This is a genomic window from Pseudomonas sp. Seg1 (genome assembly GCF_018326005.1).
Lineage (GTDB): Bacteria > Pseudomonadota > Gammaproteobacteria > Pseudomonadales > Pseudomonadaceae > Aquipseudomonas.
In genome coordinates, this window is record NZ_AP021903.1 from 6,259,513 (window position 1) to 6,282,353 (window position 22,841).

A 22,841-nucleotide genomic window follows, 5' to 3' on the forward strand; every position below is an offset into this window, starting at 1 on the left:
CAGCGTGTTTTTGTAGTGGCTTCACCGACGCCATTGCGGGCAAGCCCGCTCCCACAGGGTCTTCGGGTGTACACAACATTGATGTTTCACACCGACCACTGTGGGAGCGGGCTTGCCCGCGAAGAGGCCATCAGCCTCAATGAAAATGTCAGGCTTTAGCGAGCGCGGGAATATCACCGGTCAAGCCGAGGGCTTCACGCACAAATAACGCTTTCGCCTCGGGCATCTGCTCGACCAGTTTCAAACCCGTGTTACGCAACCAGCGCAACGGCAGCGGATCTGCCTGGAACAATCGCTCAAACCCTTCCATCGCCGCCATCAGCGCCAGATTGTGCGGCATGCGTCGACGCTCGTAGCGGCTCAGGACCTTCACGTCCGCCAGTCGCTCACCGCGCTCGTTCGCTTGCAGCAGCACTTCGGCCAACACCGCCGCGTCGAGGAAGCCCAGGTTCACACCCTGCCCCGCCAAAGGGTGAATGGTGTGCGCAGCGTCGCCAATCAGCGCCAGCCCTTCAGCCACGTAACGCTTGGCATGCCGCTGACGCAGCGGCACGCACAGACGTGGGTCGGCACTGACGACCTCGCCCAGACAACCTTCAAACGCACGCTCCAGCTCACGGCAGAAGTCCGCCTCATCCAGCTTCATCAAGCGCTCGGCCTCGCTCGGCGTGGTCGACCAGACGATCGAGCACCAATCCTGCTGGCCGTCGCGCTCCAGCGGCAGAAACGCCAGCGGGCCGTGATCGGTGAAGCGTTGCCACGCGGTCATCTGATGCGGTTTGCTGCTACGCACGCTGGTGACAATGGCGTGATGCAGGTAATCCCATTCGCGGGTGGCCACGCCGGTCAGGCGGCGTACGGCCGAATTGGCGCCATCCGCTGCGATCACCAGTGGCGCACGCAATTGCCGACCATCGGCCAGCGTCAGCAGCCAGTCATCGCCCGAGCGACGCATCTGTTCCAGTCGCGCATTGGCCAGCATGCCCAGATCGCAATCGTGCAAACGGTCGAGCAAGGCATCCTGGACCACGCGGTTCTCGACGATATGGCCGAGCACCTCGGCGTGCACGCTGCTCGCCGAGAAATGAATCTGCCCGGTGCCACTGCCGTCCCACACGTGCATGTCGGTGTACGGACTGCTGCGCCGCTTGGCGATGCCGTCCCACACGCCGAGGCGTTCGAGGATTCGCTGGCTGGCCGCCGACAGCGCACTGACACGCGGTTCAAACGCCGCGTCGGCATCGAACGGTTTCACGCTCAACGGGCTGCCGTCGAGCAGCAATACTTCCAGCCCGCTGTCCTGCAACGCCAGCGCGAGGGCGCTGCCGACCATTCCGGCTCCGACAATCAGCAGATCTGCGCGCATTTCCATGCTTTAAGCCTGTCTCGCTTGCGGCTTGAGCCGCACGTAAAGGGTTTTACCGACCCGCGCCACAAGGTTGCCGGCGCCGTCATGAATGTCGACCTGCAACTGCGGCAGGTATTTCTCGCCACTGGCGGTCTGCCGGCGGATCTCGTCGAGCAAGGTCTCGTCGATGCTGAAGCGGGCGAATACCGGGCCTTTGCCCGGCGCAATGAAATCGATGTCGGCCGCCTTGTCCCAGACGATGTACCGCGAACCGAGGTTTTCCATCAGCATCAGCATGAAAAACGGATCAACCATCGAATACAGACTGCCGCCGAACTGGGTACCGACGTAGTTGCGGTTATACCAGCCCAGGCCCATCGACACCTGAATGTCGCGGAAGTCGTCGCTGATATGTCGAACCCGTACACCGGCGCCGAGGTAAGGCGGATAGAACGTCATCACCCAGCGCATCAAGCGCGCTTTGCCAAATCTGGCGGTCAACCCCTTAAGCATCCGGTCGGGTTCCCAACCCCATCGCCTGACGAGCAAACCAGCGCTTGGCTGGCGGCAACAGATCGAGGCCGAGCAGACCGATATTACGGCCCAGCGAAACCAGCGGTTGCGTGCTGCCGAACAAGCGCGTGACCTGATCGGAGAAGCCGACTGTAAGGTCCTGATCAAGACGCTGCCGCTCGCGATACGCCTGCAGGGTGGCGAAGTCGCCGAGCGGTTTGTCGCTGCTCAACAAAGCGGCGGCCAAGGCATCGGCATCGCGCAGAGACAGGTTGAAACCCTGACCGGCAATCGGATGCAGGCTGTGCGCCGCGTTGCCGAGCACGGCCAGATGCGAACGCACCTGTTCCTCAGCTTCAACCAGCGACAACGGATACAAATGCCGCGCGCCGACCTGTTTCAGCGTACCGAGGCGATAGCCGAAAACGCCCTGCAGTTCGCTGAGGAAATCGCGCTCACTCAAGTCCGCCAGACGCTGCGCGTCCATGCCCAGACGCGTCCAGACCAGCGCGCAGCGGTTTTCCGGCAGCGGCAGCAAGGCCATCGGGCCTTCGTCGGTGAAGCGTTCGAAGGCCATGCCGTTGTGCGCTTCGCTCGGCGTGATGTTGGCGATCAGCGCGCTCTGGTTATACGGACGCTTGCGCACGTTGATGCCCAATTGTTCGCGCAGCCCCGAGCGGCCGCCATCGGCGAGCACCGCGAGGTCGCATTCAAGGGTGGTTTCATCATTGAGCGTCAGACGATAGCCATCCGGCAGCGGCTCCATGCGCGTGACTTCCGCCGGGCAGCGCCAGCTGATCACGTCTTTGTCGATGTGCTGCCACAGGCACTGGCCGAGCCAGGCGTTTTCCACCACATAACCGAGTGCAGGTACGCCCTCTTCCATCGCCGACAAACGTGCGGTGGAGAAGCGACCACGGTCGGAGACGTGAATCTGTTTGATCGGCTCGGCGCGGCGGGAGATTTCTTGCCACACGCCCAGCCGTTGATAAATCTGCCGCGAGCCGAAGGACAACGCCGACGAACGCGCGTCGTAGCTCGGCTGCCAACTGTCGCCGGGGGCGAACGGCTCGATCAGGACAATTTTCCAGCCACGGGCCTTGGCCCCGGCCTGCAAGGCCAACGCCAGACTGGCGCCGACCAGGCCGCCACCGATGATTGCCAGATTGACTCGACTCATGCTGCGTGTGTCCGTGCTTGCGCCATCAGCGCTTCGATTTCGGCGACGGTTTTCGGCACGCCGCTGGTGAGGATTTCACAACCGGTTTTGGTCACCACCACGTCGTCCTCGATGCGTACGCCAATGCCGCGCCATTTCTTCGCGACGTTCTGATTGTCCGGGGCAATGTAGATACCCGGCTCGACGGTCAGCGCCATGCCGACCTCCAGCACGCGCCATTCGCCGCCGACCTTGTACTCGCCGACGTCGTGCACATCCATGCCCAGCCAGTGGCCGGCGCGGTGCATGTAGAAAGCTTTATAGGCTTCAGTCGCGATCAACTCGTCGACCTCGCCTTGCAGCAATCCAAGTTTCACCAGCCCGGTGGTAATCACTCGAACCGTGGCTTCATGCGCCTGATTCCAATGCTTGTTCGGGGCGATTTCGGCGAATGCGGCTTCCTGCGAGGCCAGCACCAACTCGTAGATCGCTTTCTGCTCGGGCGAAAACTTGCCGTTGACCGGCCAGGTGCGGGTGATGTCGCTGGCGTAGCAGTCGATCTCGCAACCGGCGTCGATCAGCACCAGATCACCGTCCTTGAGCAGTGCGTCATTCTGCTGGTAATGCAGGATGCAGCTGTTGCGCCCGGCCGCGACGATCGAGCCGTAGGCCGGCATCTTCGCCCCGCCCTTGCGGAATTCGTAGTCGAGTTCGGCTTCGAGGCTGTACTCATAAAGCCCGGCACGGCTGGCCTGCATCGCCCGGATGTGGGCCTGGGCCGAGATCCGTGCGGCTTCGCGCATCACCTTCACTTCTGCCGCCGATTTATACAGGCGCATGTCGTGCAGCAGATGATCCAGGGCAACGAATTCGTTCGGCGGCTGGGCGCCGAGGTGCGCTTTAGAGCGGATCACGTTGATCCAGTCCATCAGGTGCCGATCGAACTCGGGGTTGCTGCCCATCGCCGAATACACCCGGTCACGGCCTTCGATCAGGCCCGGCAGGATGTCGTCGATATCGGTAATCGGGAACGCGTCGTCAGCGCCAAAGTCGCGGATCGCGCCTTCCTGCCCTGCGCGCAAGCCGTCCCACAATTCGCGTTCGGCGTTGCGCTCACGGCAGAACAGCACGTATTCGCCGTGCTCGCGGCCGGGCATCAAGACGATGACGGCCTGCGGCTCGGGGAAACCGCTGAGGTACTGGAAGTCGCTGTCCTGTCGGTAGACATGCTCGACGTCGCGGTTGCGGATCGCTACCGCGGCGGCAGGCAGAATAGCGATGCTGTTGGGTTCCATCTGCGCCATCAGGGCCTTGCGGCGACGGCTGTATTCCGCTTTCGGGATATGGGTCATGGGCAGATGGCTTTCCCTGGCACGCGATTAATGCAGCGACGGCTTGGCGGCTGGCGGCACGTCGGCTTTCTTGGTTTCCGAGAACAGCAGCAGCGGGGCGACGCGCAGGTACTCCATGACTTCCATGTAGTCGGTTTCGCCGTCTTCGGATTCTTCCAGGGCATCTTGCACCTGGGAAATGGCGGCCAGATCCTGCAGCACTTCGGTAGCTTCGGTGCTGAGCATGCTGCTGTCGCGGCAGTTCAGGCCGAAACCGCTGAGGAAGCCTTGGCACCACTCGCCCAGTGCAGCGGCGCGCTCAGCCAGTGGGGCGTCATCGGTCGGCAGCAGCAGAACGACGGTGACGTCGTCGCCGGTCAGCTCGCCCTTGACCATCTCTTGCAGGCCGATCAGGGCGTTGCGGACGTTGTCCTGGATGTCGCCTTCGAGCAGTTCGGCGGCGTCGATCAGCCAGCCTTCGTTATCGAAGCCGGCACCGGCGCAGCTGCGTCCGAGCAGCACGCCATGCAGTTCGGCAGGCGAGACGTTGTGGCCGCTGGAAGTCAGCAGGGTGGCAAAGGCTTGGTACGGGGAATTCGCAATGGTCATGGGCAGCTAGGCGCCAGACGGCGCTATGTCTAGAATGAAGGCCTTGTATCCTACATCGACAGACTCGCCAAGACTATTAAAGGCTGTCCGCCAGCTAACCCATCAGACAGTGAATCCAATGGAAGACAACGACCTGCAAACGCTGATGGCCAGACTCGAACTGCTGATTGGCCGAGTCGAGCAACTAAAGAGCCAAAACGGACTCTTACTAGCTCAGGAAAAGACCTGGCGCGAGGAACGCGCGCACCTCATTGAAAAAAACGAAATCGCCCGGCGTAAGGTCGAATCGATGATTTCGCGCCTCAAGGCCCTGGAGCAAGACTCATGAGTTCAAGCAATAGCGTTACCGTGCAGATCCTCGACAAAGAGTATTCGATCATCTGCCCGCAGGAAGAACGCAGCAATCTGGTCAGTGCCGCACGCTACCTGGACGGCAAGATGCGCGAGATCCGCAGCAGCGGCAAAGTCATCGGCGCCGACCGCATTGCCGTGATGGCCGCGCTGAACATCACCCACGACCTCTTGCACAAAGAAGAGCGCCCGGACATCCAGGCCAGCGGCTCGACCCGTGAACAGGTGCGCGACTTGCTCGATCGTGTCGATCTGGTGCTGGCCGACGATCCGGACATCAGCAAGGGCTGATTCGCCAGGCCGCTTGAGGTATACTCGCGGCACTCCCTGGGGTGCTTGCCAGTTGACGATGTCCCTGAGCCGATTCGCACTACCCTGGAAGTTGCACGTTGGGCTGGTGTGCATGTCCGCCAGACGGAAAGCCTTAAAGTCTACTGCATCTTCCACCTTGAACTTTCGGGTTCAAGGGCTAAGTTGACAGCGGTTCATCCGGGGAGCCTGATTCGAATCCGATGTCGGTGAAAACCGACATCGGATTTTTTATGCGTACGTTTTCGTCCAACCTGCCGAAGCCGAACCATGACCGAACCCGCGCTGCTACCCCGCCCGCAACTCCGTCGCCTGCTGCGCAAGGCGCGCCGCTCACTGACTCCCGGTGAACAACGGCAGGCCGCCAAGGGCCTGTTCCGGCAACTGGCCCAAGACCCGCATTTTCGCCGGGCAAAACATATCTCCCTGTACCTGCCCACTGACGGTGAAATCGACCCGCGACTGCTGCTGCGCGAAGCACAACGCCGGGGCAAGGCCACGTATTTGCCGGTACTCAGCGCCTGGCCGCGAACCAAAATGGTCTTCCAGCGCATCCGCCCCGGCGAGAAACTCAAGCCCAATCGCTTCCGCATTCTCGAACCGCGCGCGCAGTTGGCGCGCCAGCGGAAGATCTGGACGCTGGACCTGGTGTTGTTACCGCTGGTGGGGTTTGACGATGTCGGTGGGCGACTGGGAATGGGCGGCGGCTTCTATGATCGCAGCCTGGCGTACCTGGCGCGGCGCCAGAACTGGCGCAAGCCGACACTGCTCGGGCTGGCTCATGAGTGTCAGAAAGTCGAACGACTGGCGCAGGCGAGTTGGGATGTTCCGTTACAAGGCACGGTCACCGACAAGGCATGGTATTTCGCGGGATAGGACGCCGCGCAAATCAGCGGCGTCGGGAAGGCAGTTTCAGCGCTTGAAGGCGGTCGACTGTTGAACCTGTTGCGCCACTTCAATCGGAGCATCGGCCTTGTTGGCCCACAGGCTCTGCGCATAACCGGTGGTCACGACACCGAGGCCGAACAAAATCACCAAAGTCCACAGCAAATCCGGTTTGCGTTTCATCGATTGCCCCCCTCAAGGCACATCATCACGATGACAGCAGCGGTTTCCATTCGTAGGCCGTGCAGCAGCGTCAAGCTTTAAAGGCCGGCATTTTGCGACAACGTGAACCTGCGCGCAAACGCTGACGTCAACCGACCGTCGGTTTGTCATAAAATTGCCCGACAACTTGCCCAATGAACGCTTCAGGAGCAAAAACCATGGCCTATTGGCTGATGAAATCCGAGCCGGACGAACTCTCGATCAAAGGTCTTGAAAAACTCGGCAAAGCGCGCTGGGACGGGGTTCGCAACTATCAGGCACGCAACTTCCTGCGGGCGATGGCGGTAGGTGATGAGTTCTTTTTCTACCATTCCAGCTGCCCTGAGCCAGGGATTGCCGGGATCGGGAAAATAATCGAGGCGGCGTACCCGGATCCCACCGCACTGGAACCGGAAAGCCATTACTTCGACCCCAAAGCCACGCCGGAGAAAAACGCCTGGAGTGCGATCGATGTGGCGCATGTCGAGACGTTTGCGCGGGTCTTGAAGCTCGATTACCTGAAACAGCAGACCGCGCTGGCGCAAATGCCACTGGTGCAGAAAGGCTCGCGGCTTTCAGTGATGCCCGTCACCGCCGAACAATGGGCCGCTGTGCTCGGCCTGCGCTGAGAACCGCCCGGTCACGCACTGTTGGCAGACAAAAGGGTCTAGGCTTGCCGCTCATTTGATTGACATCAAGCGCCCCCAGCGCTTGAACCGTCAGACTGGACGCCACAGCCGCAGGATGCCCCCCATGTCGACGCACCGCCGTTCCTCACTGTTATTTGCCGGATCGCTCATAGCCTTATTATTGGCCGCCGGCGGCTTCGGTTACTGGAAGTCGATCAGCAGTCGCCTGCCCGAGGGGCTGTCGGCCGGCAACGGACGACTTGAGGCCACCGAAGTGCAGATCGCCAGCAAGACACCCGGTCGCCTCGCCGAGGTGCTGGTCGATGAAGGCGACAAGGTCACTCAAGGCCAATTGCTGGCGCGCATGGACACCCGCACCCTTGAAGCCCAGCGCAACCAGGCCGAAGCCGAGGTCTTGCGCGCCCGGGAAAACCTCAATGCCGCCCAGGCCAATGTGCAGTTGCGTCAGAGTGAGCTACTGCTGGCCCAGCAGGAACTCGGGCGCTCTCAGTCGCTGTTCAAGCACGGTTTCGTCAGCGCTCAGGTCATCGATCAATTGCAGTCGCGCATCGGCACCGGCAACGCTGCCGTGACGGCGGCCCGCGCCCAGGTGTCGGCGGTTGCTGCAGCGATCGGTGCAGCGCAGGCGCAGGTCGCTCAACTGACCAGCGAAATCGACGACAGCAGCCTGCGCGCGCCGATTGATGGCGTGATCCAGTTACGCATGGCCGAACCCGGGGAAGTGCTAGGCGCCGGTGGCCGCGTCCTGCTGTTGATTGATCCCAACGATCAGTACATGAACCTCTATCTGTCCGCCTCGGTGGCCGGGCGTCTGGCGGTGGGCGATGAAGCGCGGGTGCTGCTCGATGCCCTGCCCGACAAGCCCTTGCCGGCAAAAATCAGTTTCGTCGCCGGCAAATCGCAGTTCACCCCCAAGGAAGTCGAAACCCGCGACGAGCGGCAAAAACTGGTGTTCCGCGTCAAGCTGCGCCTGACCCAACCCAGCGCCGTGCCGCAAGCCAAGCCCGGCATGCCCGGCGCCGGGTATGTGCGCACTGCGCCGATCGCCTGGCCGGCCAATCTGCAATGAACAGCCTCGCGGTTCAGGCGAACGCTATCGCGCACCGCTACGGCAAACAGCAAGCGCTGAGCGATATCACCTTCAGCCTGCCTGCCGGCACCCGCTGCGGGCTGATCGGCCCCGATGGCGCGGGCAAATCCAGCCTGCTGGGGCTGATCGCCGGGGTGAAGGCCTTGCAACAAGGGCAACTGGACGTCCTCGGCGGGCCGATCCAGCAGCGCCGCCACCGCGACACGCTGTATGCGCGCATCGCCTTCATGCCCCAGGGATTGGGCGGCAACCTGTATCCCGAGCTGTCGATCCGCGAAAACATACAGTTCTTTGCCACGCTGTTCGGTCTGTCGAAGGCCGACAGCGAACAACGCATGCACAACCTGCTGCTCGCCACCGACCTGCTGAAGTTCGCCGAGCGCCCCGCCGGCAAGTTGTCCGGTGGCATGAAACAGAAACTCGGGCTGTGCTGCGCGCTGATCCACGAGCCGGACCTGTTGATCCTCGATGAGCCGACCACCGGTGTCGACCCGCTCTCACGCCGGCGTTTCTGGGAGTTGGTCGACGACGTACGGCGCCAGCGCCCGCAGCTGACCCTGCTGGTCGCCACCGCTTATATGGAGGAAGCCGAACAGTTCGAGCATTGCCTGATGCTCGACAACGGCCAATTGATTGCCACCGGCCTGAGCCGTGAACTGGCGGCCGTCACCCCGAGTGGCAAACTCGACGAGGCCTTCACCCATTTCCAGGGTGACAGCCAGCATGACGCCAAGCCGCTGGTGATTCCGCCACGCTGCGGCGGCACCACCGATATCGCGATTGAGGCCAACGATCTGACGCTGCGCTTCGGCGACTTCACCGCCGTGGATCACGTCAGCTTCGCCATCGGTCGCGGCGAGATTTTCGGTTTTCTCGGCTCCAACGGCTGCGGCAAGACCACCACCATGAAAGTCCTGACCGGGCTGATGCCGGCCAGCGAAGGCCGCGCGACACTGCTGGGCAATCCGGTGGATGCCAAGGATCTGGCCACGCGCAAACGGGTCGGCTTCATGTCCCAGAGCTTTTCGCTGTATGGCGAACTCGGTGTGCGACAGAACCTTGAGCTGCATGCCCGGCTGTTCGACTTGCCCAAAGCCGAAAGCGCGCCACGCATCGAAGCGTTGATCGAGCGCTTCAATCTGCGCGGCGTTGCTGATCAGCCGTCAGGCGCTCTGCCCCTTGGGCTGCGTCAACGCCTGTCGCTGGCGGTCGCGGTGTTGCATCGCCCGGAAGTGCTGATCCTCGATGAGCCGACGTCCGGCGTCGACCCGGCCGCTCGCGATGACTTCTGGCGACTGTTGATCGAACTGTCCCGCGAACAAGGCGTGACGATTTTTCTCTCCACCCACTTCATGAACGAAGCCCAGCGCTGCGACCGCATCTCGCTGATGCACGCCGGCAAGGTCCTGGCGTGCGATACCCCGGCGGCGCTGCAATGTCAGTTTGCTGGAGAGACGCTGGAAGCCGCTTTCGTGACGTGTCTGGAACAGGCTCAGGGCACCGCCGAATCGCCGCCCGCGAATGAATCGACGACGGCGCCAACGGCCAATGCGCCGCCGCTCAAACAGCGCGGCTTCAGCCTCGGTCGCCTGCTGGCGGTGGCCAGTCGCGAAGGCAAGGAGCTGCTGCGTGACAAGGTGCGCATGGCGTTCGCGCTGGCGGGGGCGATTTTCATGATGGTGATTTTCGGCTACGGGATTTCCCTGGACGTGGAAAACCTCGCGTTCGCCGTGTACGACCAGGACCAGACACCGCAGAGCCGCACCTATCTGGAAGCCTTTCGCGGCTCGCGCTACTTCGATGAGCGGCCGGCCATCCACGACGCTCAAGAACTGCACCGACGCCTGCAACGTTCGGAGATCAAACTGGCGTTGGAAATCCCGCCCGGATTCGGCCGCGACCTGTACGCCGGACGGCAGCCTGCGGTGGCGGCGTGGCTGGATGGCGGCATGCCGTTTCGCGCCGAAACCAGCCGCAACTATGTCGAAGCCGTGCACTTGGCCAACCTGCAACAGTTGGCCGAGCAGAGCAGCCCCGGCATCAACCATCAGGCGGGCGCCAGCCTGGAAACCCGCTTTCGCTACAACCAGGATGTGGTCAGCGTCAACGCCATCGGTCCCGGGGTCATGGCGCTGATTCTGGCGTTCATTCCGGCGATGTTGACGGCGCTGGGCATCGTCCGCGAAAAAGAGCTGGGCTCGATCACCAATTTCTACGCCACGCCCCTGACCCGCCTGGAGTTTCTGCTCGGCAAACAGGCGCCGTACCTGCTGGTCAGCCTGGTCAATCTTGCGCTGCTGGTGGCGATGAACCGCTGGCTGTTCGGCGTGCCGTTCAAGGGCAGCCTGCTGACGCTGGCCTTCGGCGGCCTGCTCTACGTGCTGGCGACCACCAGCATGGGCCTGCTGATTTCAGCGTTCACCCGCACGCAAATCGCCGCGATCCTCGGCACCATGATCATCACCAGCCTGCCGACCATCCAGTTTTCCGGGCTGATCGTGCCGCGCTCTTCTCTGGAAGGTGCGGCTGCGGTGATGGGCATGCTGTTTCCGGCGGGGCACTTTCTCGACATCGCGGTGGGCACGTTCACCAAAGCGCTGGACCTGCGGCAGCTATGGCCGCAGTGCCTGGCGCTGTTCGGGTTCTTTGTCGGGTTCACCGGGCTGAGCCTGGTCATGCTGAAAAAGCAGGAGGCCTGAATGCACAAGTTCGCGCACATCCTGCGCCTGGGACTCAAGGAACTGACCAGCCTGCGCCACGACAGCGTTTTGCTGCTGTTCCTGTTCTACGCCTTCACCGTGGCTATCTACATGCCCGCCGCCGGCTCAGTGATCGGCGTGCACAACGCCAGCGTGGCGATCGTCGACGAAGACCACAGCGCGCTCTCGCGCCAGTTGGCCCAGGCCCTGCAACCGCCGGAGTTCCAGACGCCGGTGCTGTTGCCTTACCCGCAACTGGACCAGGTCATGGACAGCGGCCAGTACACCTTCGTCATCAACATTCCGGCAGGTTTTCAAACCGACCTGCTGGCGGCGCGGCACCCGGCCATTCAGGTCAATGTGGACGCCACCGCCATGAGCCAGGCGTTCATGGGCGCCGGTTACATCGGCCGGATCTTCCAGCGTGAACTGCAGGACTATGGCGGCCAGGGCGATGCCGCGAGCAAGACGCCGATTCAACTGACCACCCGCGCGCTGTTCAATACCAACCTGGAGGGCGGCTGGTTTCTGGCGGTAATTCAGATCGTCAACAACATCACCATTCTGGCGATCATCCTCACCGGCACGGCGCTGCTGCGCGAACGCGAACACGGCACGCTCGACCATTTGCTGGTGCTGCCGCTGACGGCGCTGGAAATCATGCTGGCGAAAATCTGGAGCAATCTGCTGGTGGTGGTGCTGTGCACCTGGCTGTCGCTGGAGGTGGTGGTCAAAGGCGCGCTCGGCGTACCGTTGGCCGGCTCGATGAGCCTGTTTTTGCTGGTGACCGCGGTTTATCTGTTTGCCAGTACCGCGTTGGGAATCTTCCTCGCGACGCTGGCGCGCTCGACACCGCAGTTCGGCCTGCTGGCGATTCCGGTGATCATCCCGATGTTGCTGCTGTCGGGCGGCAGCACGCCATTGGACAGCATGCCGCAGTGGCTGCAGTGGGTCATGCAGGGCTCACCGTCCACGCACTTTGTCAGCCTTAGCGCCGCGATTCTGTTCCGCGACGCCGGGCTGAGCGTGGTCTGGCCGGACTTGCTGGCGCTGACGGCCATCGGCCTACTGTTCTTCCTCATCGCACTGGCACGCTTTCGCAAAAGCCTGGCGTCCTGAACAGCGGCCGGTGTGCTTACTGAATGATCAGGTTGTTGAACAACAGATCTTCAACCACCGGCTTGCCGGTCTCGTCATTCATCACTTGCTGGGTTTGCTTCAGGGCTTCCTGACGCAGCTTTTCCTTGCCTTCGATGCTGCCCATCGCCTCAGTAGTCTGCTGGGTGAACAGCGCCACCAGTTGATTGCGGATCAGCGGCTCGTTGGCCTTGACCAGTTTGGTCGCCTCTTCGCCCGTCACACGCAATGCCACATCGGCCTTGTAGACCTTGAGCTTCGGCGTGCCGTCCAGCCCGTAGTTGCCCACGAACGGCGGGCTCAGGGTGATGTAATTGACCTTCGGCGCCTCGCCTTCTTTGGCTTCTTCGGCCAGCGCTGCCACAGGCAGAGACAGGGCCAGCAACAACATGATCCACGCTTTCACAATTCGCTCCTTATCCGGTTTGCGGCCTAGCATAACGACCCGCCGCGCAAGCACAAACTTATGGCTGACTATCAGGGCCGGGCATGCTCGTTGACCCGTTGACTGACACACCTACACTTATCGGCCATCACTCCCAAAGGAATAGCCCTGATGAAAGCCGTGCTGTGCAAAGCCTTCGGCCCTGCCGAATCGCTGGTGCTGGAAGACGTCGCCAGCCCTGTCGCGAAGAAGAACGAAATCCTGCTGGACGTGCACGCAGCCGGGGTCAACTTCCCGGACACGCTGATCATCGAGGGAAAATATCAATTCAAGCCGCCCTTCCCGTTCTCGCCGGGTGGTGAAGCGGCCGGCGTGGTCAGCGTTGTGGGTGAAAAGATCAGTCATCTGAAAGTCGGTGACCGGGTCATGGCCCTGACCGGCTGGGGCAGTTTCGCCGAGCAGGTCGCGGTGCCGGGCTATAACGTGCTGCCGATTCCGCCATCAATGGACTTCAACACCGCCGCCGCCTTCAGCATGACCTACGGCACCTCGATGCACGCACTCAAGCAACGCGCCAATCTGCAACCGGGCGAAACCCTGCTGGTGCTCGGTGCGTCCGGCGGTGTCGGTCTGGCTGCCGTGGAGATTGGCAAAGCCATGGGCGCCCGCGTGATCGCCGCCGCCAGCAGCGCGGAAAAACTCGCCGTGGCCAAGGCGGCCGGCGCCGACGAGCTGATCAACTACAGCGAAACCAGCCTCAAGGACGAGATCAAACGCCTCACCGATGGCCAAGGCGCCGACGTGATTTACGACCCGGTCGGTGGCGACCTGTTCGATCAAGCCATCCGCGCCATCGCCTGGAACGGCCGCTTGCTGGTAGTCGGTTTCGCCAGCGGGCGCATTCCCGAACTGCCGGTCAACCTTGCCCTGCTCAAAGGCGCAGCGGTGCTCGGCGTGTTCTGGGGCTCGTTCGCCCAGCGTCAGCCACAGGACAACGCTGCAAACTTCCAGCAGTTGTTCGGCTGGTTTGCCGAGGGCAAGTTGAAGCCGCTGGTGTCGCAGGTGTATCCACTGAGCAATGCGGCGCAGGCGATCAATGATCTTGGCCAGCGCAAGGCGGTGGGCAAGGTGGTGGTGCAGGTGCGCTGAGAGTTACTCGTCGTCAGGGCCGGATAGATCCGCAGAATTTATCCGGCCTTTTTATATTTCCTGGAACCACTTGTGTTACCACCAACAAACTATCAACAGGTGGTAGCTATCTACCGCAGTCGTTTCAGCAGATCACAGTAACTTGATCCCATACAGACACAAGGAGTAACTGTATGAGTGATCAAAACTGGCGACCAGGCTATACAGACTTAGACACCACCCACATCATTGGAAATAGAACTCAAACTTATTCACCAAACTCTGAAGGTGGAGGATACGACCGTACTGGTCGAACGAGAAATAGAAGCCGAACTGGCTCAGACCTGTTCAGCCAACTATCAAGGCAAGACATCGCCGATATAAATGAAGCCGTTTTCATTTCGCAAACGGTTCAACACATTGAGGCAAGCAAAGCAGCAATAGCCAATGAACACCACGTAAAATCCAGTCAACTTTCCACCACTCTTCAATCCGAGATCAACACAGTCACTGCGAGTCTTGGCGGTGTCAACGGTATTACGCCTGTCGAGGCAATTACGCGCCAACAGACAGCCCTTACTCATCTGATACATACAAAAACTGCAGAGCAAAATAATAACCAGGCAAGAGCAAATGCATTTTATGGTGCTGATCCGCTGACCCGAACTCAACAGGATCTGATCAATGTCTACCTCCACATACCCGCGTCGGAAGTCCTTCATAGATGGACCGACGCTTACACGTCCGCTTTCGCAGCACAAAGGAATGCTGAAGAGCTAAGGCAACTGACGCACAAGCTTCATGTCCTGTCTTATCAGTTAACACAGGCCTACCAGGCAGAGGCACAGCAGGTTGCCAGGTTGCAAGCGCAAGCGGCAGCACTAGCTGCGAGAGCAAAGGCTGAAGCTGAGCATGTGACGAAAGTCGCGGCGCAAATTGCGCAAGCAAAGGCCGAAACCGAGCATGCGGCCAAGCTCGCAGCACAGATCGCGCAAGCTGAACTGGATGCTAGAGAAGACGCACTGTGGGAAGCGAGACAAAAGGAAGCCAGGCAACTTAAAGCAGCACAACAAGCCAGGCGAAGAAGAAAGCAAATCGTAGCTTCCATCGTTGCCTCCGAGTTTGATTCGAAGCTGCGTCAATTCTCTCAGAACCAACCAGAGGGTATCGATGAGAAACTACGTTGGATAAAAGACCACTATCAAGCGCTCTATGCCGGATACCTCGCAGTGTCCAAAGCGGAAAGAGAGGTCGGTGGCGGCTACAAAACTGCGGGAAGCGAAAAGCGTTGGAGCGTATTGAATAATGCTCAAGACGAAATCAAGGCGTTAACTCGCCAGAAATACAAAATTGATAAAGTACAAATACCCTTGATTGACGGCACAACTACTGCCGTTCGACCACTTGTCGTCACCGCAGACGGCTTGATTTCCGGGCATGAAGGCTCACCTTTCTCACCCGCTAAAGCACTCGGTTCCCTGAATGACCTTCGCACAACCCTCACCAGTGGGCCAATCGGCGTCTTTCTAGCTTCAATTTTCTACACTCCGACACTTGGAAACGGCGAGCTACAGCGCAATCCCGTGGTAGTCACCATACCGCTGTCTCAGTTTTACCCAGAGCGTAAATACTCCCCATCTGGAACACCTGTTCTCCTCTACTGGCTGCGGCACCGCGTAGTGGCATCCGCCCGAGGAGAACACACACGACTCTATCTTGAGTCGCCCAAAAACAGCTTTGGCGTGAGGGTCAGGCAAGCCAGTTTTGACCCCCAAACAAAACTTTACACGTTCACTACCGAAGGCTTGATCCCGATTACGCTGACCTGGACTCCTGATTCACCGCCAGGTGATGAGTTATTGAACAGCACCGACCTGCCGGCTACCGACTCCGGTATCCGAATTTATCCCGGAGCGAGAGTCACACAAATCGAGGGGCGAGTAGACGAACACCCCTCCTGCGACTTTGACGATCCTGATGATTACATCCTGGAGTTTCCGATAGAGTCGGGGATCGAATCCATCTACATGATGGCCACTCGCGGCGGCCCGCGTTATGAGCCGGGTACGGTGGCAGGCACAGGGCAGGTGGTTGGCGAAAATTGGTTGGGTAGCGCGACACAACCAAGTGGCTCGCCGGTTCCTGCACAGATTGCGGATCAGTTGCGTGGTCAGGATTTCAGAAACTTTGATAGATTCAGGGAAAAATTCTGGCGTACGGTCGCTGCTGATTCGGACCTTTCAAAGCAATTCAGCAAAGCTGACCTCAAGCTATTAGCGAATGGTGCAGCGCCCAGCACTGACGAGATAGACTCTGTTGGCCGAAGGGACAAGTACGAAATCCACCACATAGAACACATCAAAGACGGCGGTGAAGTTTATAACATTGAAAATTTAACTATAATGACCCCTCACGCACATATAGAACTACACAAGAACGGTATAAAACCATGAAATTAAAAGATAAATTCGAAGATTATACCGAAGAAGAGTTTTTACTTTTTGTGACGGAATTTTTTGAAGATACAAACGGCCTTACCGGCGACGCACTAAGTGCATATACAAGCAATCTCGCACTTCATTTTGAAAAAATAACTGAGCACCCAAAAAAACGCGCGGTTATATTTCGCCCGGCACCTGACCGCGAAGACAGTCCTGCTGGAGTCGTAAAAGAAGTCAAAGAATGGCGTGAAGCAAACGGTAAACCCGGCTTTAAGCCTGATTAATCCAATGAAGCAGCACTACAATCTGTGGTGCTGCTTAAGTTCAGATCAAAGCAACTCCCGAATCTCCACAGGCAGCAGACTCATAAACTTGCGCGCTGGACTCTCTCGACAACTTCTTACGATCATCGGAACCCGCTTGTTCATCTTCGCAATCATCGCCAGACGCTCCTCATCCGACAATTGATGCCTGGTGATTGAATTTGAAAGATAGGCCCGCGTATACGCAAATACGCTTGAGTCAACCCAATCGAACTCGCTCATATTTCCAAGGTTTTCGTTAACGGCCCGGCATTTAACTGTTTTCAGCCATTGGTTGATATGAAGCGGGTGGTCTTCGAGGTGGAAAATCATTGGCGCGACGATTTCCTGCTCTTCAGGTTTGTCCCCTTCAACCACCCAGGGTTTGAACCGCCACTGCGCTATCGCGGCTCGAACTGCTTCGGCCAAGTCCGGGTGATTGCTTTCCCGAATCCTGATGTCGCTGACCGAGCCATCCGCCCTGGCGATAAAACTGACCTTCACCTCCCCCGTGATGCCCGCCCGTTGCAGCATTCGAGGATAGACCGGTTTGGGATTGTTTTCCGGGATCAAAAACTTCTCTGAGGCCAGCGCGGAACCTCCGAACACCAACAAAAGCCAAGCAAAAAACCAGCGCATGATCCCACCCCTTCCTTAGTGATTCGCCTTTCCCGGCAACAGCACAAAGGTTACGGAGCAATGGCTTTGAACTGAATGGCGCAGCTTCTCCTTTGGACGCAGGACATTTCCTAAACCCCGTCCCTAAAAAAGGTAAATAACCGCGCAAAAGGGTCACCGGTAACTTTTCTGACGGACTGTTAGCCGCGACCGGGATCAGCAATATCGCCCGGCAGCAAATGTTCCTGAATCTTCTGGCTACGCGATTCAACAAGTTGCCCCTTGTCGTCGAAGCGCAAAACGATGAGCCAGTCGTAGACATCCACCGGCCATTTCGGTTGACCGATCAATGCCGGGCCGTCGCCACCAAAAGCCGAGATCAACTTGTTGATATGCCCGTGGTGCCAGGCAATCAGCACGGTTTTCGCCTGATTACTCTTGCGCAGCAAACTGACCAGTTTGTCGACATCGTTATTGGCATAAGGCTGTTCGATGGGCAGTTGCAGGTGCAGGGACAGCGGGATCAGCGTCTGACGCGGGCGCATACTTTCCGCGCTGTCGGCGGTAGCGATCAGGCGCTGAGGTATCAGCGTCTGGCCGTCCAGCATCAGCGCACTGAAATAGTCGGCATAGGCCACAGCCCGTTGCTCTCCTCGGGCATTGAGCTGCCTGCCGACCTCAGGTTTTTCCGCATGACGCACGATCAGCACCGTGACATTGCGCAAACCCGGTGCCGCAGAATCCTGGGCGTAACTCAGTGCCAGAACGGACACAGTGATTACGGCCGCCGCCAGCAATCCGGGCAGCAACATACGAACCTTCAGAGCCATCATTTATCTCGGTTGAATCAGTCGGAGTGACTGATCAGGAGTCTATGACAGCCATCGTCGACCGCTACAAAAACGCCCTGTTCTTACAGCTGAGCGACAGGTTCGTAAAGGAACACGCGAATTCGACTATTTCCGCTGTTTGGTCGATGCGAACCGGTGCTATTTTCGGTAACGAAACTGTAACATTCGCATCCGCAGTCAAAACAAGAAATTTGGAGCTCTTGAATGTTTGCTTTCTTTCGTCCTGCCGCACATCAGGCTCCATTGCCTGAAGAAAAAATAGACAGCACTTACCGACGCCTGCGCTGGCAGATCTTCGCCGGTATCTTCTTTGGCTACGCGGGTTATTACCTGCTGCGCAAAAACTTCTCCCTGGCCATGCCGTACCTGATCGAAGAAGGCTACAGCCGCGGTGATCTGGGTCTGGCGATGTCGGCGATCGCGATCGCTTACGGCTTGTCGAAATTCCTCATGGGCCTGGTGTCCGACCGCTCCAACCCGCGTTACTTCCTGCCGTTCGGCCTGCTGGTCTCGGCCGGGGTGATGTTCATTTTCGGTTTCGCACCATGGGCAACGTCCAGCGTGACCATGATGTTCATTCTGTTGTTCATTAACGGCTGGGCCCAAGGCATGGGTTGGCCGCCAAGTGGCCGGACCATGGTGCACTGGTGGTCGCAGAAGGAACGTGGCGGCGTAGTGTCGGTGTGGAACGTGGCGCATAACGTCGGCGGTGGCCTGATCGGCCCGCTGTTCCTGATCGGCATGGGCCTGTTCAACGACTGGCACGCAGCGTTCTACGTACCAGCCGCTGTGGCGCTGGGCGTGGCGGTGTTTGCCTTCATCACCATGCGCGACACCCCGCAATCGGTGGGCCTGCCGCCGATCGAGAAGTACAAGAACGACTACCCGGAAGGTTACGACGCCAGCCACGAAGACGAATTCAGCGCCAAGGAAATCTTCGTCAAGTACGTGCTGCGCAACAAAATGCTCTGGTACATCGCCATGGCCAACGTCTTCGTCTACCTGCTGCGCTATGGCGTGCTGGACTGGGCGCCGACCTACCTCAAGGAAGCCAAGGGTTTCACCGTGGATAAAACCTCGTGGGCCTATTTCTTCTACGAGTGGGCGGGCATTCCGGGCACGCTGCTGTGCGGCTGGATGTCGGACAAGATCTTCCGTGGCAACCGTGGCCTGACCGGCATGGTGTTCATGGCACTGGTGACCGTGGCGACCCTGGTTTACTGGTTGAACCCGGCCGGCAACCCGACCGTCGACATGATCGCGCTGTTCTCCATCGGCTTCCTGATCTACGGCCCGGTAATGCTGATCGGCCTGCAGGCGCTGGAACTGGCACCGAAGAAAGCCGCCGGCACTGCTGCCGGTTTCACCGGTCTGTTCGGTTATCTGGGCGGTTCGGTCGCGGCCAGTGCGGCGATGGGCTACACCGTGGACCACTTCGGCTGGGACGGTGGTTTCGTCTTGCTGGTCGGCGCTTGCCTGCTGTCGATGGCCTTCCTGGCCCCGACCCTGTGGCACAAGCAAGTCGCCAGTCAGAGCCGCGAAGCCATCGCCTGATCGGCTGTTGATTTGCAGCGCTTGAGTCGCGCCTCCAGATTTCGGTCTGGCATGGCGTGGCTGCGCAGGGCGTGTGCGGTCTGCTCGACATAATCGCGAGTGGTGCCGTAACGCCCGCAGGCGCTTTCGAACACCTGGCTCAGCACATGATCCGGCAGGTTGCCGGCATAGCTGGGCAGGTGTCGCTCCAGAACAAACCCCAACGCCTGTACCTGAGTGCCATCTTCGAGCCGGCAATTGAGCCAGTGTGGCCGATAGGACGGCACCGGCATCTCGCGTTTCCACAGCGCATACAGCGCAGCGTCGAGGTTGTCTTCCGGCAGCCGATAGGCGAAGCCGCTGCACGAACCGCCGCGATCCAGACCAAACACCAGGCCGGGCATTTCCGGCGTGCCGCGATGCTCGTGCGACCACAGGTACAAGCCGCGATGGTAGCCATGCACGCGACCGCGCACCCGTTCGACTGCCGAACATTCCGGCCGCCAGATCAGCGAACCATAGGCGAACAGCCACACCGGCCCGCCCTTGTGGCGTGCCATGGTCGATTGCATGGAAGCGAGAAGTTGTTCGTGCGTCAGCTGCGGCCCAAGATCGAGCCGTGGAGGGTAAGCAAGATTCAAGAATCCGTTTTCAATGGCGCTCATGGCGAATAGCGTTCAGCTCCCCGCGGGTGAAGAATTACTTAATAGAACGCACCGCTGTAACAATAAGGCACATATGTTTTAAGGCAATTTAAGTGCCATGGCACAGTTCTTAATTAATTGCCCTATTGATATATAACCTAGCGGTATTTACCCAATTAGATAAATACCGATCAGCTATATAGAGGGTTATAAAGACTCAGGAGCGCGGAGCGTAAGCGAACACATCGGCACGCATTTGATGAGCGTCCATGCCAGCTTCAACAAGTGCATCCAGCGTGCCGTAGACCATGGCCGGTGAGCCGCTGGCGTAGACGTGCAACGGTTTCAGATCCGGGAAGTCTTCGCACACCGCTTCGTGCAACATCCCGCAGCGCCCTTCCCAACCGCATTGGTCGCTGACGACTTTGTGCAGAAACAGATTGGGCAGTTTCAACCATTCGTCCCAGTGTTCGATGTCATAGAAATCTTCCGGACGACGCACGCCCCAGTACAGATGCACCGGGTGTTTGAAGCCGTTGGCGCGGCAATGCTCGATCAGGCTGTGGATCTGGCCCATGCCAGTACCTGCGGCGATCAGCACCAGCGGTCCGTCAGGCAATTCGGCAAGATGGGTGTCACCGAACGGCAGTTCGACGCGCACCATCGCGTTGCGTTGCAGCTGTTCGATCAGACTCAACGCACTGGCTTCGCGCGCCAGCACGTGGATTTCCAGATCGCGCCCGCCGTGGGGTGCCGAGGCCATGGAGAACGCCGACTTCTCGCCGTTCTCGCGTTCGATCATCAGATACTGCCCGGCGTGATAACGCGGTGGCTTGCCGGCCGGTGCACGCAGACGCACACGCCAGGTGTCGCCGCCGACGTCCCGGCATTCAATGACCTGACACGACAGGCTGCGCACCGGCAGTTCTCCCAGCGCGAGCACGCCATCCCACAGCAGGATGCAGTCTTCCAGCGGCTCGGCTATGCAAGTGTAGAACTCGCCGTGGTCATGCACCTTGCCGGCCTGCTCGACACGGCCTTCGACCAGCAGCGCCGCACACACGTGACAATTGCCGTTGCGGCAGCTTTGCGGGCATTCGTAGCCCAGGCGCCGCGCACCATCGAGAATCCGCTCGCCGGGCCGTATCTCAAGCACCGCTCCGGAGGGCTGCAGGGTTACACGCATCAATCTATTCCTAACTGATTCCAGATGGCATCGATCCGTTGGGTGACGGCGTCGTCCTTGACGATCACACGGCCCCACTCGCGAGTGGTTTCGCCCGGCCACTTGTGGGTGGCATCCAGGCCCATTTTCGAACCCAGGCCGGAGACCGGCGAGGCGAAGTCGAGATAGTCGATCGGCGTGTTATCGATCATCACCGTGTCACGCTTGGGGTCCATGCGCGTGGTGATGGCCCAGATCACGTCGTTCCAGTCCCGGGCGTTGATATCGTCGTCACAGACGATAACGAACTTGGTGTACATGAACTGTCGCAAAAACGACCAGACACCGAGCATCACGCGCTTGGCATGCCCCGGATACGACTTCTTCATGGTCACGATGGCCATGCGGTACGAGCAGCCTTCCGGCGGCAGGTAGAAGTCGGTGATCTCCGGGAACTGCTTCTGCAGGATCGGCACGAACACTTCATTGAGTGCTACACCGAGGATCGCCGGCTCATCCGGCGGACGGCCAGTGTAAGTGCTGTGGTAGATCGGTTTGATGCGGTGGGTGATGCGCTCGACGGTGAACACCGGGAAGCTGTCGACTTCGTTGTAGTAACCGGTGTGGTCGCCGTACGGGCCTTCGTCGGCCATTTCGCCCGGGTGGATCACGCCTTCAAGGATGATCTCGGCGGTGGCCGGCACTTGCAGGTCGTTGCCACGGCACTTCACCAGTTCGGTGCGGTTACCGCGCAGCAGGCCGGCGAAAGCGTATTCGGACAGGCTGTCCGGCACCGGGGTCACGGCGCCAAGGATGGTTGCCGGATCGGCGCCAAGGGCCACAGACACCGGGAACGGCTGGCCCGGATGTTTCTCGCACCATTCGCGATAGTCCAGCGCGCCGCCACGGTGGCTGAGCCAGCGCATGATGACTTTGTTGCGGCCGATCACTTGCTGACGGTAGATACCGAGATTCTGCCGGTCCTTGTTCGGGCCTTTGGTGACGGTCAGGCCCCAGGTGATCAGCGGACCGACGTCGCCGGGCCAGCAGGTCTGTACCGGCAACATCGCCAGGTCGACGTCGTCGCCTTCGATGACCACTTCCTGGCACACCGCGTCTTTGACGACTTTCGGCGCCATCGAGATGATCTTGCGGAAGATCGGCAGTTTCGACCAGGCGTCTTTCAAGCCCTTCGGCGGCTCCGGCTCCTTGAGGAACGCCAGCAACTTGCCTATTTCGCGCAGCTCGCTGAGCGATTCGGCGCCCATGCCCATCGCCACCCGCTCGGGCGTGCCGAACAGGTTGCCGAGCACCGGAATGTCGTAGCCGGTCGGTTTTTCGAACAGCAGCGCCGGGCCTTTGGCCCGCAGCGTGCGATCGCACACCTCGGTCATTTCCAGCACCGGCGAGACGGGAATCTGGATGCGTTTCAACTCTCCGCGCTGCTCAAGCTGCTGCACGAAATCCCGAAGATCCTTGAATTTCATTGACG

The 22,841-nt window shown here is 59.7% G+C and carries 23 protein-coding genes and 1 other RNA gene; 12 read left to right on the top strand and 12 right to left on the bottom strand.

Annotation, left to right across the window (positions count from 1 at the left end):
• Nucleotides 1-148: 148 nt before the first annotated feature.
• Genes KI231_RS28190 through KI231_RS28210 form a run of 5 tightly spaced genes read right to left on the bottom strand, consistent with a single transcriptional unit; the run spans nucleotide 149 to nucleotide 4,960 of the window.
• On the bottom strand, nucleotides 149-1,366 hold the full coding sequence (locus KI231_RS28190; protein WP_213028846.1) for a 2-octaprenyl-3-methyl-6-methoxy-1,4-benzoquinol hydroxylase: 1,218 nt from the start codon (nucleotides 1,364-1,366) through the stop codon (nucleotides 149-151).
• A gap of 9 nt (nucleotides 1,367-1,375) precedes the next feature.
• A complete protein-coding gene (locus KI231_RS28195) occupies nucleotides 1,376-1,861 on the bottom strand; it encodes a DUF4442 domain-containing protein (RefSeq protein WP_213026903.1) in 486 nt (161 codons plus the stop codon).
• Entirely contained in the window at nucleotides 1,854-3,041 is a 1,188-nt protein-coding gene (gene ubiH, locus KI231_RS28200; RefSeq protein WP_103302504.1) for a 2-octaprenyl-6-methoxyphenyl hydroxylase, read from the bottom strand. The genes KI231_RS28195 and ubiH overlap by 8 nt, the downstream gene beginning before the upstream one ends.
• Nucleotides 3,038-4,372 (bottom strand): Xaa-Pro aminopeptidase, encoded by a 1,335-nt coding sequence (pepP, locus tag KI231_RS28205; RefSeq protein ID WP_213026904.1) that lies wholly within the window; start codon nucleotides 4,370-4,372, stop codon nucleotides 3,038-3,040. Before pepP ends, ubiH begins: the two co-directional genes overlap by 4 nt.
• Before the next feature lie 27 nt (nucleotides 4,373-4,399).
• A complete protein-coding gene (locus KI231_RS28210) occupies nucleotides 4,400-4,960 on the bottom strand; it encodes a YecA/YgfB family protein (RefSeq protein ID WP_123532641.1) in 561 nt (186 codons plus the stop codon).
• Between the two features lie 118 nt (nucleotides 4,961-5,078).
• Here KI231_RS28210 and KI231_RS28215 point away from each other — a divergent pair, with 118 nt between their 5' ends.
• From KI231_RS28215 to KI231_RS28230, 4 genes are all read left to right on the top strand, one after another.
• On the top strand, nucleotides 5,079-5,288 hold the full coding sequence (locus KI231_RS28215; protein WP_213026905.1) for a TIGR02449 family protein: 210 nt from the start codon (nucleotides 5,079-5,081) through the stop codon (nucleotides 5,286-5,288).
• Nucleotides 5,285-5,602: a cell division protein ZapA gene (locus KI231_RS28220; RefSeq protein WP_007967943.1), complete on the top strand. Its 318-nt coding sequence runs from the start codon at nucleotides 5,285-5,287 to the stop codon at nucleotides 5,600-5,602. Before KI231_RS28215 ends, KI231_RS28220 begins: the two co-directional genes overlap by 4 nt.
• 30 nt (nucleotides 5,603-5,632) lie before the next feature.
• A non-coding RNA gene (ssrS, locus tag KI231_RS28225) (6S RNA) lies at nucleotides 5,633-5,811 on the top strand.
• 79 nt (nucleotides 5,812-5,890) lie between these two features.
• Nucleotides 5,891-6,496 (top strand): 5-formyltetrahydrofolate cyclo-ligase, encoded by a 606-nt coding sequence (locus KI231_RS28230; RefSeq protein ID WP_103302508.1) that lies wholly within the window; start codon nucleotides 5,891-5,893, stop codon nucleotides 6,494-6,496.
• Between the two features lie 36 nt (nucleotides 6,497-6,532).
• Here KI231_RS28230 and KI231_RS28235 read toward each other — a convergent pair whose 3' ends face one another.
• Nucleotides 6,533-6,688 (bottom strand): hypothetical protein, encoded by a 156-nt coding sequence (locus KI231_RS28235; RefSeq protein ID WP_007911192.1) that lies wholly within the window; start codon nucleotides 6,686-6,688, stop codon nucleotides 6,533-6,535.
• Nucleotides 6,689-6,885: 197 nt separating this feature from the next.
• On the opposite strand from KI231_RS28235, the gene KI231_RS28240 reads away from it, so the two are divergent.
• From KI231_RS28240 to KI231_RS28255, 4 genes are all read left to right on the top strand, one after another.
• Nucleotides 6,886-7,335, top strand: coding sequence for an EVE domain-containing protein (locus tag KI231_RS28240; RefSeq protein WP_103302509.1), 450 nt, complete (start codon nucleotides 6,886-6,888; stop codon nucleotides 7,333-7,335).
• 124 nt (nucleotides 7,336-7,459) lie between these two features.
• Nucleotides 7,460-8,425, top strand: a complete 966-nt coding sequence (locus KI231_RS28245; protein ID WP_213026906.1) for an HlyD family secretion protein — start codon at nucleotides 7,460-7,462, stop codon at nucleotides 8,423-8,425.
• Nucleotides 8,422-11,145, top strand: a complete 2,724-nt coding sequence (gene rbbA, locus KI231_RS28250; RefSeq protein WP_213026907.1) for a ribosome-associated ATPase/putative transporter RbbA — start codon at nucleotides 8,422-8,424, stop codon at nucleotides 11,143-11,145. Before KI231_RS28245 ends, rbbA begins: the two co-directional genes overlap by 4 nt.
• Nucleotides 11,146-12,264, top strand: a complete 1,119-nt coding sequence (locus KI231_RS28255) for an ABC transporter permease (RefSeq protein ID WP_213026908.1) — start codon at nucleotides 11,146-11,148, stop codon at nucleotides 12,262-12,264.
• Between the two features lie 16 nt (nucleotides 12,265-12,280).
• On the opposite strand, the gene KI231_RS28260 is transcribed toward KI231_RS28255, so the two are convergent.
• The gene (locus KI231_RS28260; RefSeq protein WP_027610485.1) at nucleotides 12,281-12,688 is read right to left on the bottom strand and encodes a flagellar basal body-associated protein FliL; all 408 of its coding nucleotides are present in this window, start codon (nucleotides 12,686-12,688) and stop codon (nucleotides 12,281-12,283) included.
• Between the two features lie 150 nt (nucleotides 12,689-12,838).
• On the opposite strand from KI231_RS28260, the gene KI231_RS28265 reads away from it, so the two are divergent.
• The 3 genes from KI231_RS28265 to KI231_RS28275 all read left to right on the top strand — a co-directional run bounded on the left by KI231_RS28265 (nucleotide 12,839) and on the right by KI231_RS28275 (nucleotide 16,520).
• Nucleotides 12,839-13,816, top strand: a complete 978-nt coding sequence (locus tag KI231_RS28265) for an NADPH:quinone oxidoreductase family protein (protein WP_213026909.1) — start codon at nucleotides 12,839-12,841, stop codon at nucleotides 13,814-13,816.
• A gap of 173 nt (nucleotides 13,817-13,989) precedes the next feature.
• On the top strand, nucleotides 13,990-16,248 hold the full coding sequence (locus KI231_RS28270) for a pyocin-S2/colicin E7-DNase domain-containing protein (RefSeq protein WP_213026910.1): 2,259 nt from the start codon (nucleotides 13,990-13,992) through the stop codon (nucleotides 16,246-16,248).
• The gene (locus KI231_RS28275) at nucleotides 16,245-16,520 is read left to right on the top strand and encodes a bacteriocin immunity protein (RefSeq protein WP_213026911.1); all 276 of its coding nucleotides are present in this window, start codon (nucleotides 16,245-16,247) and stop codon (nucleotides 16,518-16,520) included. Before KI231_RS28270 ends, KI231_RS28275 begins: the two co-directional genes overlap by 4 nt.
• Nucleotides 16,521-16,565: 45 nt before the next feature.
• Here KI231_RS28275 and KI231_RS28280 read toward each other — a convergent pair whose 3' ends face one another.
• Nucleotides 16,566-17,177 carry an energy transducer TonB gene (locus KI231_RS28280; protein WP_213026912.1) on the bottom strand — a complete coding sequence of 204 codons (612 nt, stop codon included), beginning with the start codon at nucleotides 17,175-17,177 and terminating at the stop codon, nucleotides 16,566-16,568.
• Between the two features lie 179 nt (nucleotides 17,178-17,356).
• The gene (locus KI231_RS28285) at nucleotides 17,357-17,986 is read right to left on the bottom strand and encodes a flagellar basal body-associated protein FliL (protein WP_213026913.1); all 630 of its coding nucleotides are present in this window, start codon (nucleotides 17,984-17,986) and stop codon (nucleotides 17,357-17,359) included.
• Between the two features lie 225 nt (nucleotides 17,987-18,211).
• On the opposite strand from KI231_RS28285, the gene glpT reads away from it, so the two are divergent.
• Complete coding sequence (gene glpT, locus KI231_RS28290; RefSeq protein WP_213026914.1) at nucleotides 18,212-19,561, top strand: glycerol-3-phosphate transporter; 1,350 nt, start codon at nucleotides 18,212-18,214, stop codon at nucleotides 19,559-19,561.
• On the opposite strand, the gene KI231_RS28295 is transcribed toward glpT, so the two are convergent.
• The 3 genes from KI231_RS28295 to ubiD all read right to left on the bottom strand — a co-directional run bounded on the left by KI231_RS28295 (nucleotide 19,537) and on the right by ubiD (nucleotide 22,836).
• On the bottom strand, nucleotides 19,537-20,205 hold the full coding sequence (locus KI231_RS28295; protein WP_213026915.1) for a gamma-glutamylcyclotransferase: 669 nt from the start codon (nucleotides 20,203-20,205) through the stop codon (nucleotides 19,537-19,539). The genes glpT and KI231_RS28295 overlap by 25 nt on opposite strands.
• 196 nt (nucleotides 20,206-20,401) lie before the next feature.
• The gene (locus KI231_RS28300; protein ID WP_213026916.1) at nucleotides 20,402-21,370 is read right to left on the bottom strand and encodes a CDP-6-deoxy-delta-3,4-glucoseen reductase; all 969 of its coding nucleotides are present in this window, start codon (nucleotides 21,368-21,370) and stop codon (nucleotides 20,402-20,404) included.
• Nucleotides 21,370-22,836, bottom strand: a complete 1,467-nt coding sequence (gene ubiD / locus KI231_RS28305; protein WP_213026917.1) for a 4-hydroxy-3-polyprenylbenzoate decarboxylase — start codon at nucleotides 22,834-22,836, stop codon at nucleotides 21,370-21,372. The genes KI231_RS28300 and ubiD overlap by 1 nt, the downstream gene beginning before the upstream one ends.
• Nucleotides 22,837-22,841 lie beyond the last annotated feature (5 nt).

Excerpts from the sequence above, each read along its gene's own strand:
- KI231_RS28190 (WP_213028846.1), bottom strand. The coding sequence starts at position 1,366 with ATGCGCGCAGATCTGCTGATTGTCGGAGCCGGAATGGTCGGCAGCGCC.
- KI231_RS28195 (WP_213026903.1), bottom strand. The coding sequence starts at position 1,861 with ATGCTTAAGGGGTTGACCGCCAGATTTGGCAAAGCGCGCTTGATGCGC.
- ubiH (WP_103302504.1), bottom strand. The coding sequence starts at position 3,041 with ATGAGTCGAGTCAATCTGGCAATCATCGGTGGCGGCCTGGTCGGCGCC.
- pepP (WP_213026904.1), bottom strand. The coding sequence starts at position 4,372 with ATGACCCATATCCCGAAAGCGGAATACAGCCGTCGCCGCAAGGCCCTG.
- KI231_RS28210 (WP_123532641.1), bottom strand. The coding sequence starts at position 4,960 with ATGACCATTGCGAATTCCCCGTACCAAGCCTTTGCCACCCTGCTGACT.
- KI231_RS28215 (WP_213026905.1), top strand. The coding sequence starts at position 5,079 with ATGGAAGACAACGACCTGCAAACGCTGATGGCCAGACTCGAACTGCTG.
- KI231_RS28220 (WP_007967943.1), top strand. The coding sequence starts at position 5,285 with ATGAGTTCAAGCAATAGCGTTACCGTGCAGATCCTCGACAAAGAGTAT.
- KI231_RS28230 (WP_103302508.1), top strand. The coding sequence starts at position 5,891 with ATGACCGAACCCGCGCTGCTACCCCGCCCGCAACTCCGTCGCCTGCTG.
- KI231_RS28235 (WP_007911192.1), bottom strand. The coding sequence starts at position 6,688 with ATGAAACGCAAACCGGATTTGCTGTGGACTTTGGTGATTTTGTTCGGC.
- KI231_RS28240 (WP_103302509.1), top strand. The coding sequence starts at position 6,886 with ATGGCCTATTGGCTGATGAAATCCGAGCCGGACGAACTCTCGATCAAA.
- KI231_RS28245 (WP_213026906.1), top strand. The coding sequence starts at position 7,460 with ATGTCGACGCACCGCCGTTCCTCACTGTTATTTGCCGGATCGCTCATA.
- rbbA (WP_213026907.1), top strand. The coding sequence starts at position 8,422 with ATGAACAGCCTCGCGGTTCAGGCGAACGCTATCGCGCACCGCTACGGC.
- KI231_RS28255 (WP_213026908.1), top strand. The coding sequence starts at position 11,146 with ATGCACAAGTTCGCGCACATCCTGCGCCTGGGACTCAAGGAACTGACC.
- KI231_RS28265 (WP_213026909.1), top strand. The coding sequence starts at position 12,839 with ATGAAAGCCGTGCTGTGCAAAGCCTTCGGCCCTGCCGAATCGCTGGTG.
- KI231_RS28270 (WP_213026910.1), top strand. The coding sequence starts at position 13,990 with ATGAGTGATCAAAACTGGCGACCAGGCTATACAGACTTAGACACCACC.
- KI231_RS28275 (WP_213026911.1), top strand. The coding sequence starts at position 16,245 with ATGAAATTAAAAGATAAATTCGAAGATTATACCGAAGAAGAGTTTTTA.
- KI231_RS28280 (WP_213026912.1), bottom strand. The coding sequence starts at position 17,177 with ATGCGCTGGTTTTTTGCTTGGCTTTTGTTGGTGTTCGGAGGTTCCGCG.
- KI231_RS28285 (WP_213026913.1), bottom strand. The coding sequence starts at position 17,986 with ATGGCTCTGAAGGTTCGTATGTTGCTGCCCGGATTGCTGGCGGCGGCC.
- glpT (WP_213026914.1), top strand. The coding sequence starts at position 18,212 with ATGTTTGCTTTCTTTCGTCCTGCCGCACATCAGGCTCCATTGCCTGAA.
- KI231_RS28295 (WP_213026915.1), bottom strand. The coding sequence starts at position 20,205 with ATGAGCGCCATTGAAAACGGATTCTTGAATCTTGCTTACCCTCCACGG.
- KI231_RS28300 (WP_213026916.1), bottom strand. The coding sequence starts at position 21,370 with ATGCGTGTAACCCTGCAGCCCTCCGGAGCGGTGCTTGAGATACGGCCC.
- ubiD (WP_213026917.1), bottom strand. The coding sequence starts at position 22,836 with ATGAAATTCAAGGATCTTCGGGATTTCGTGCAGCAGCTTGAGCAGCGC.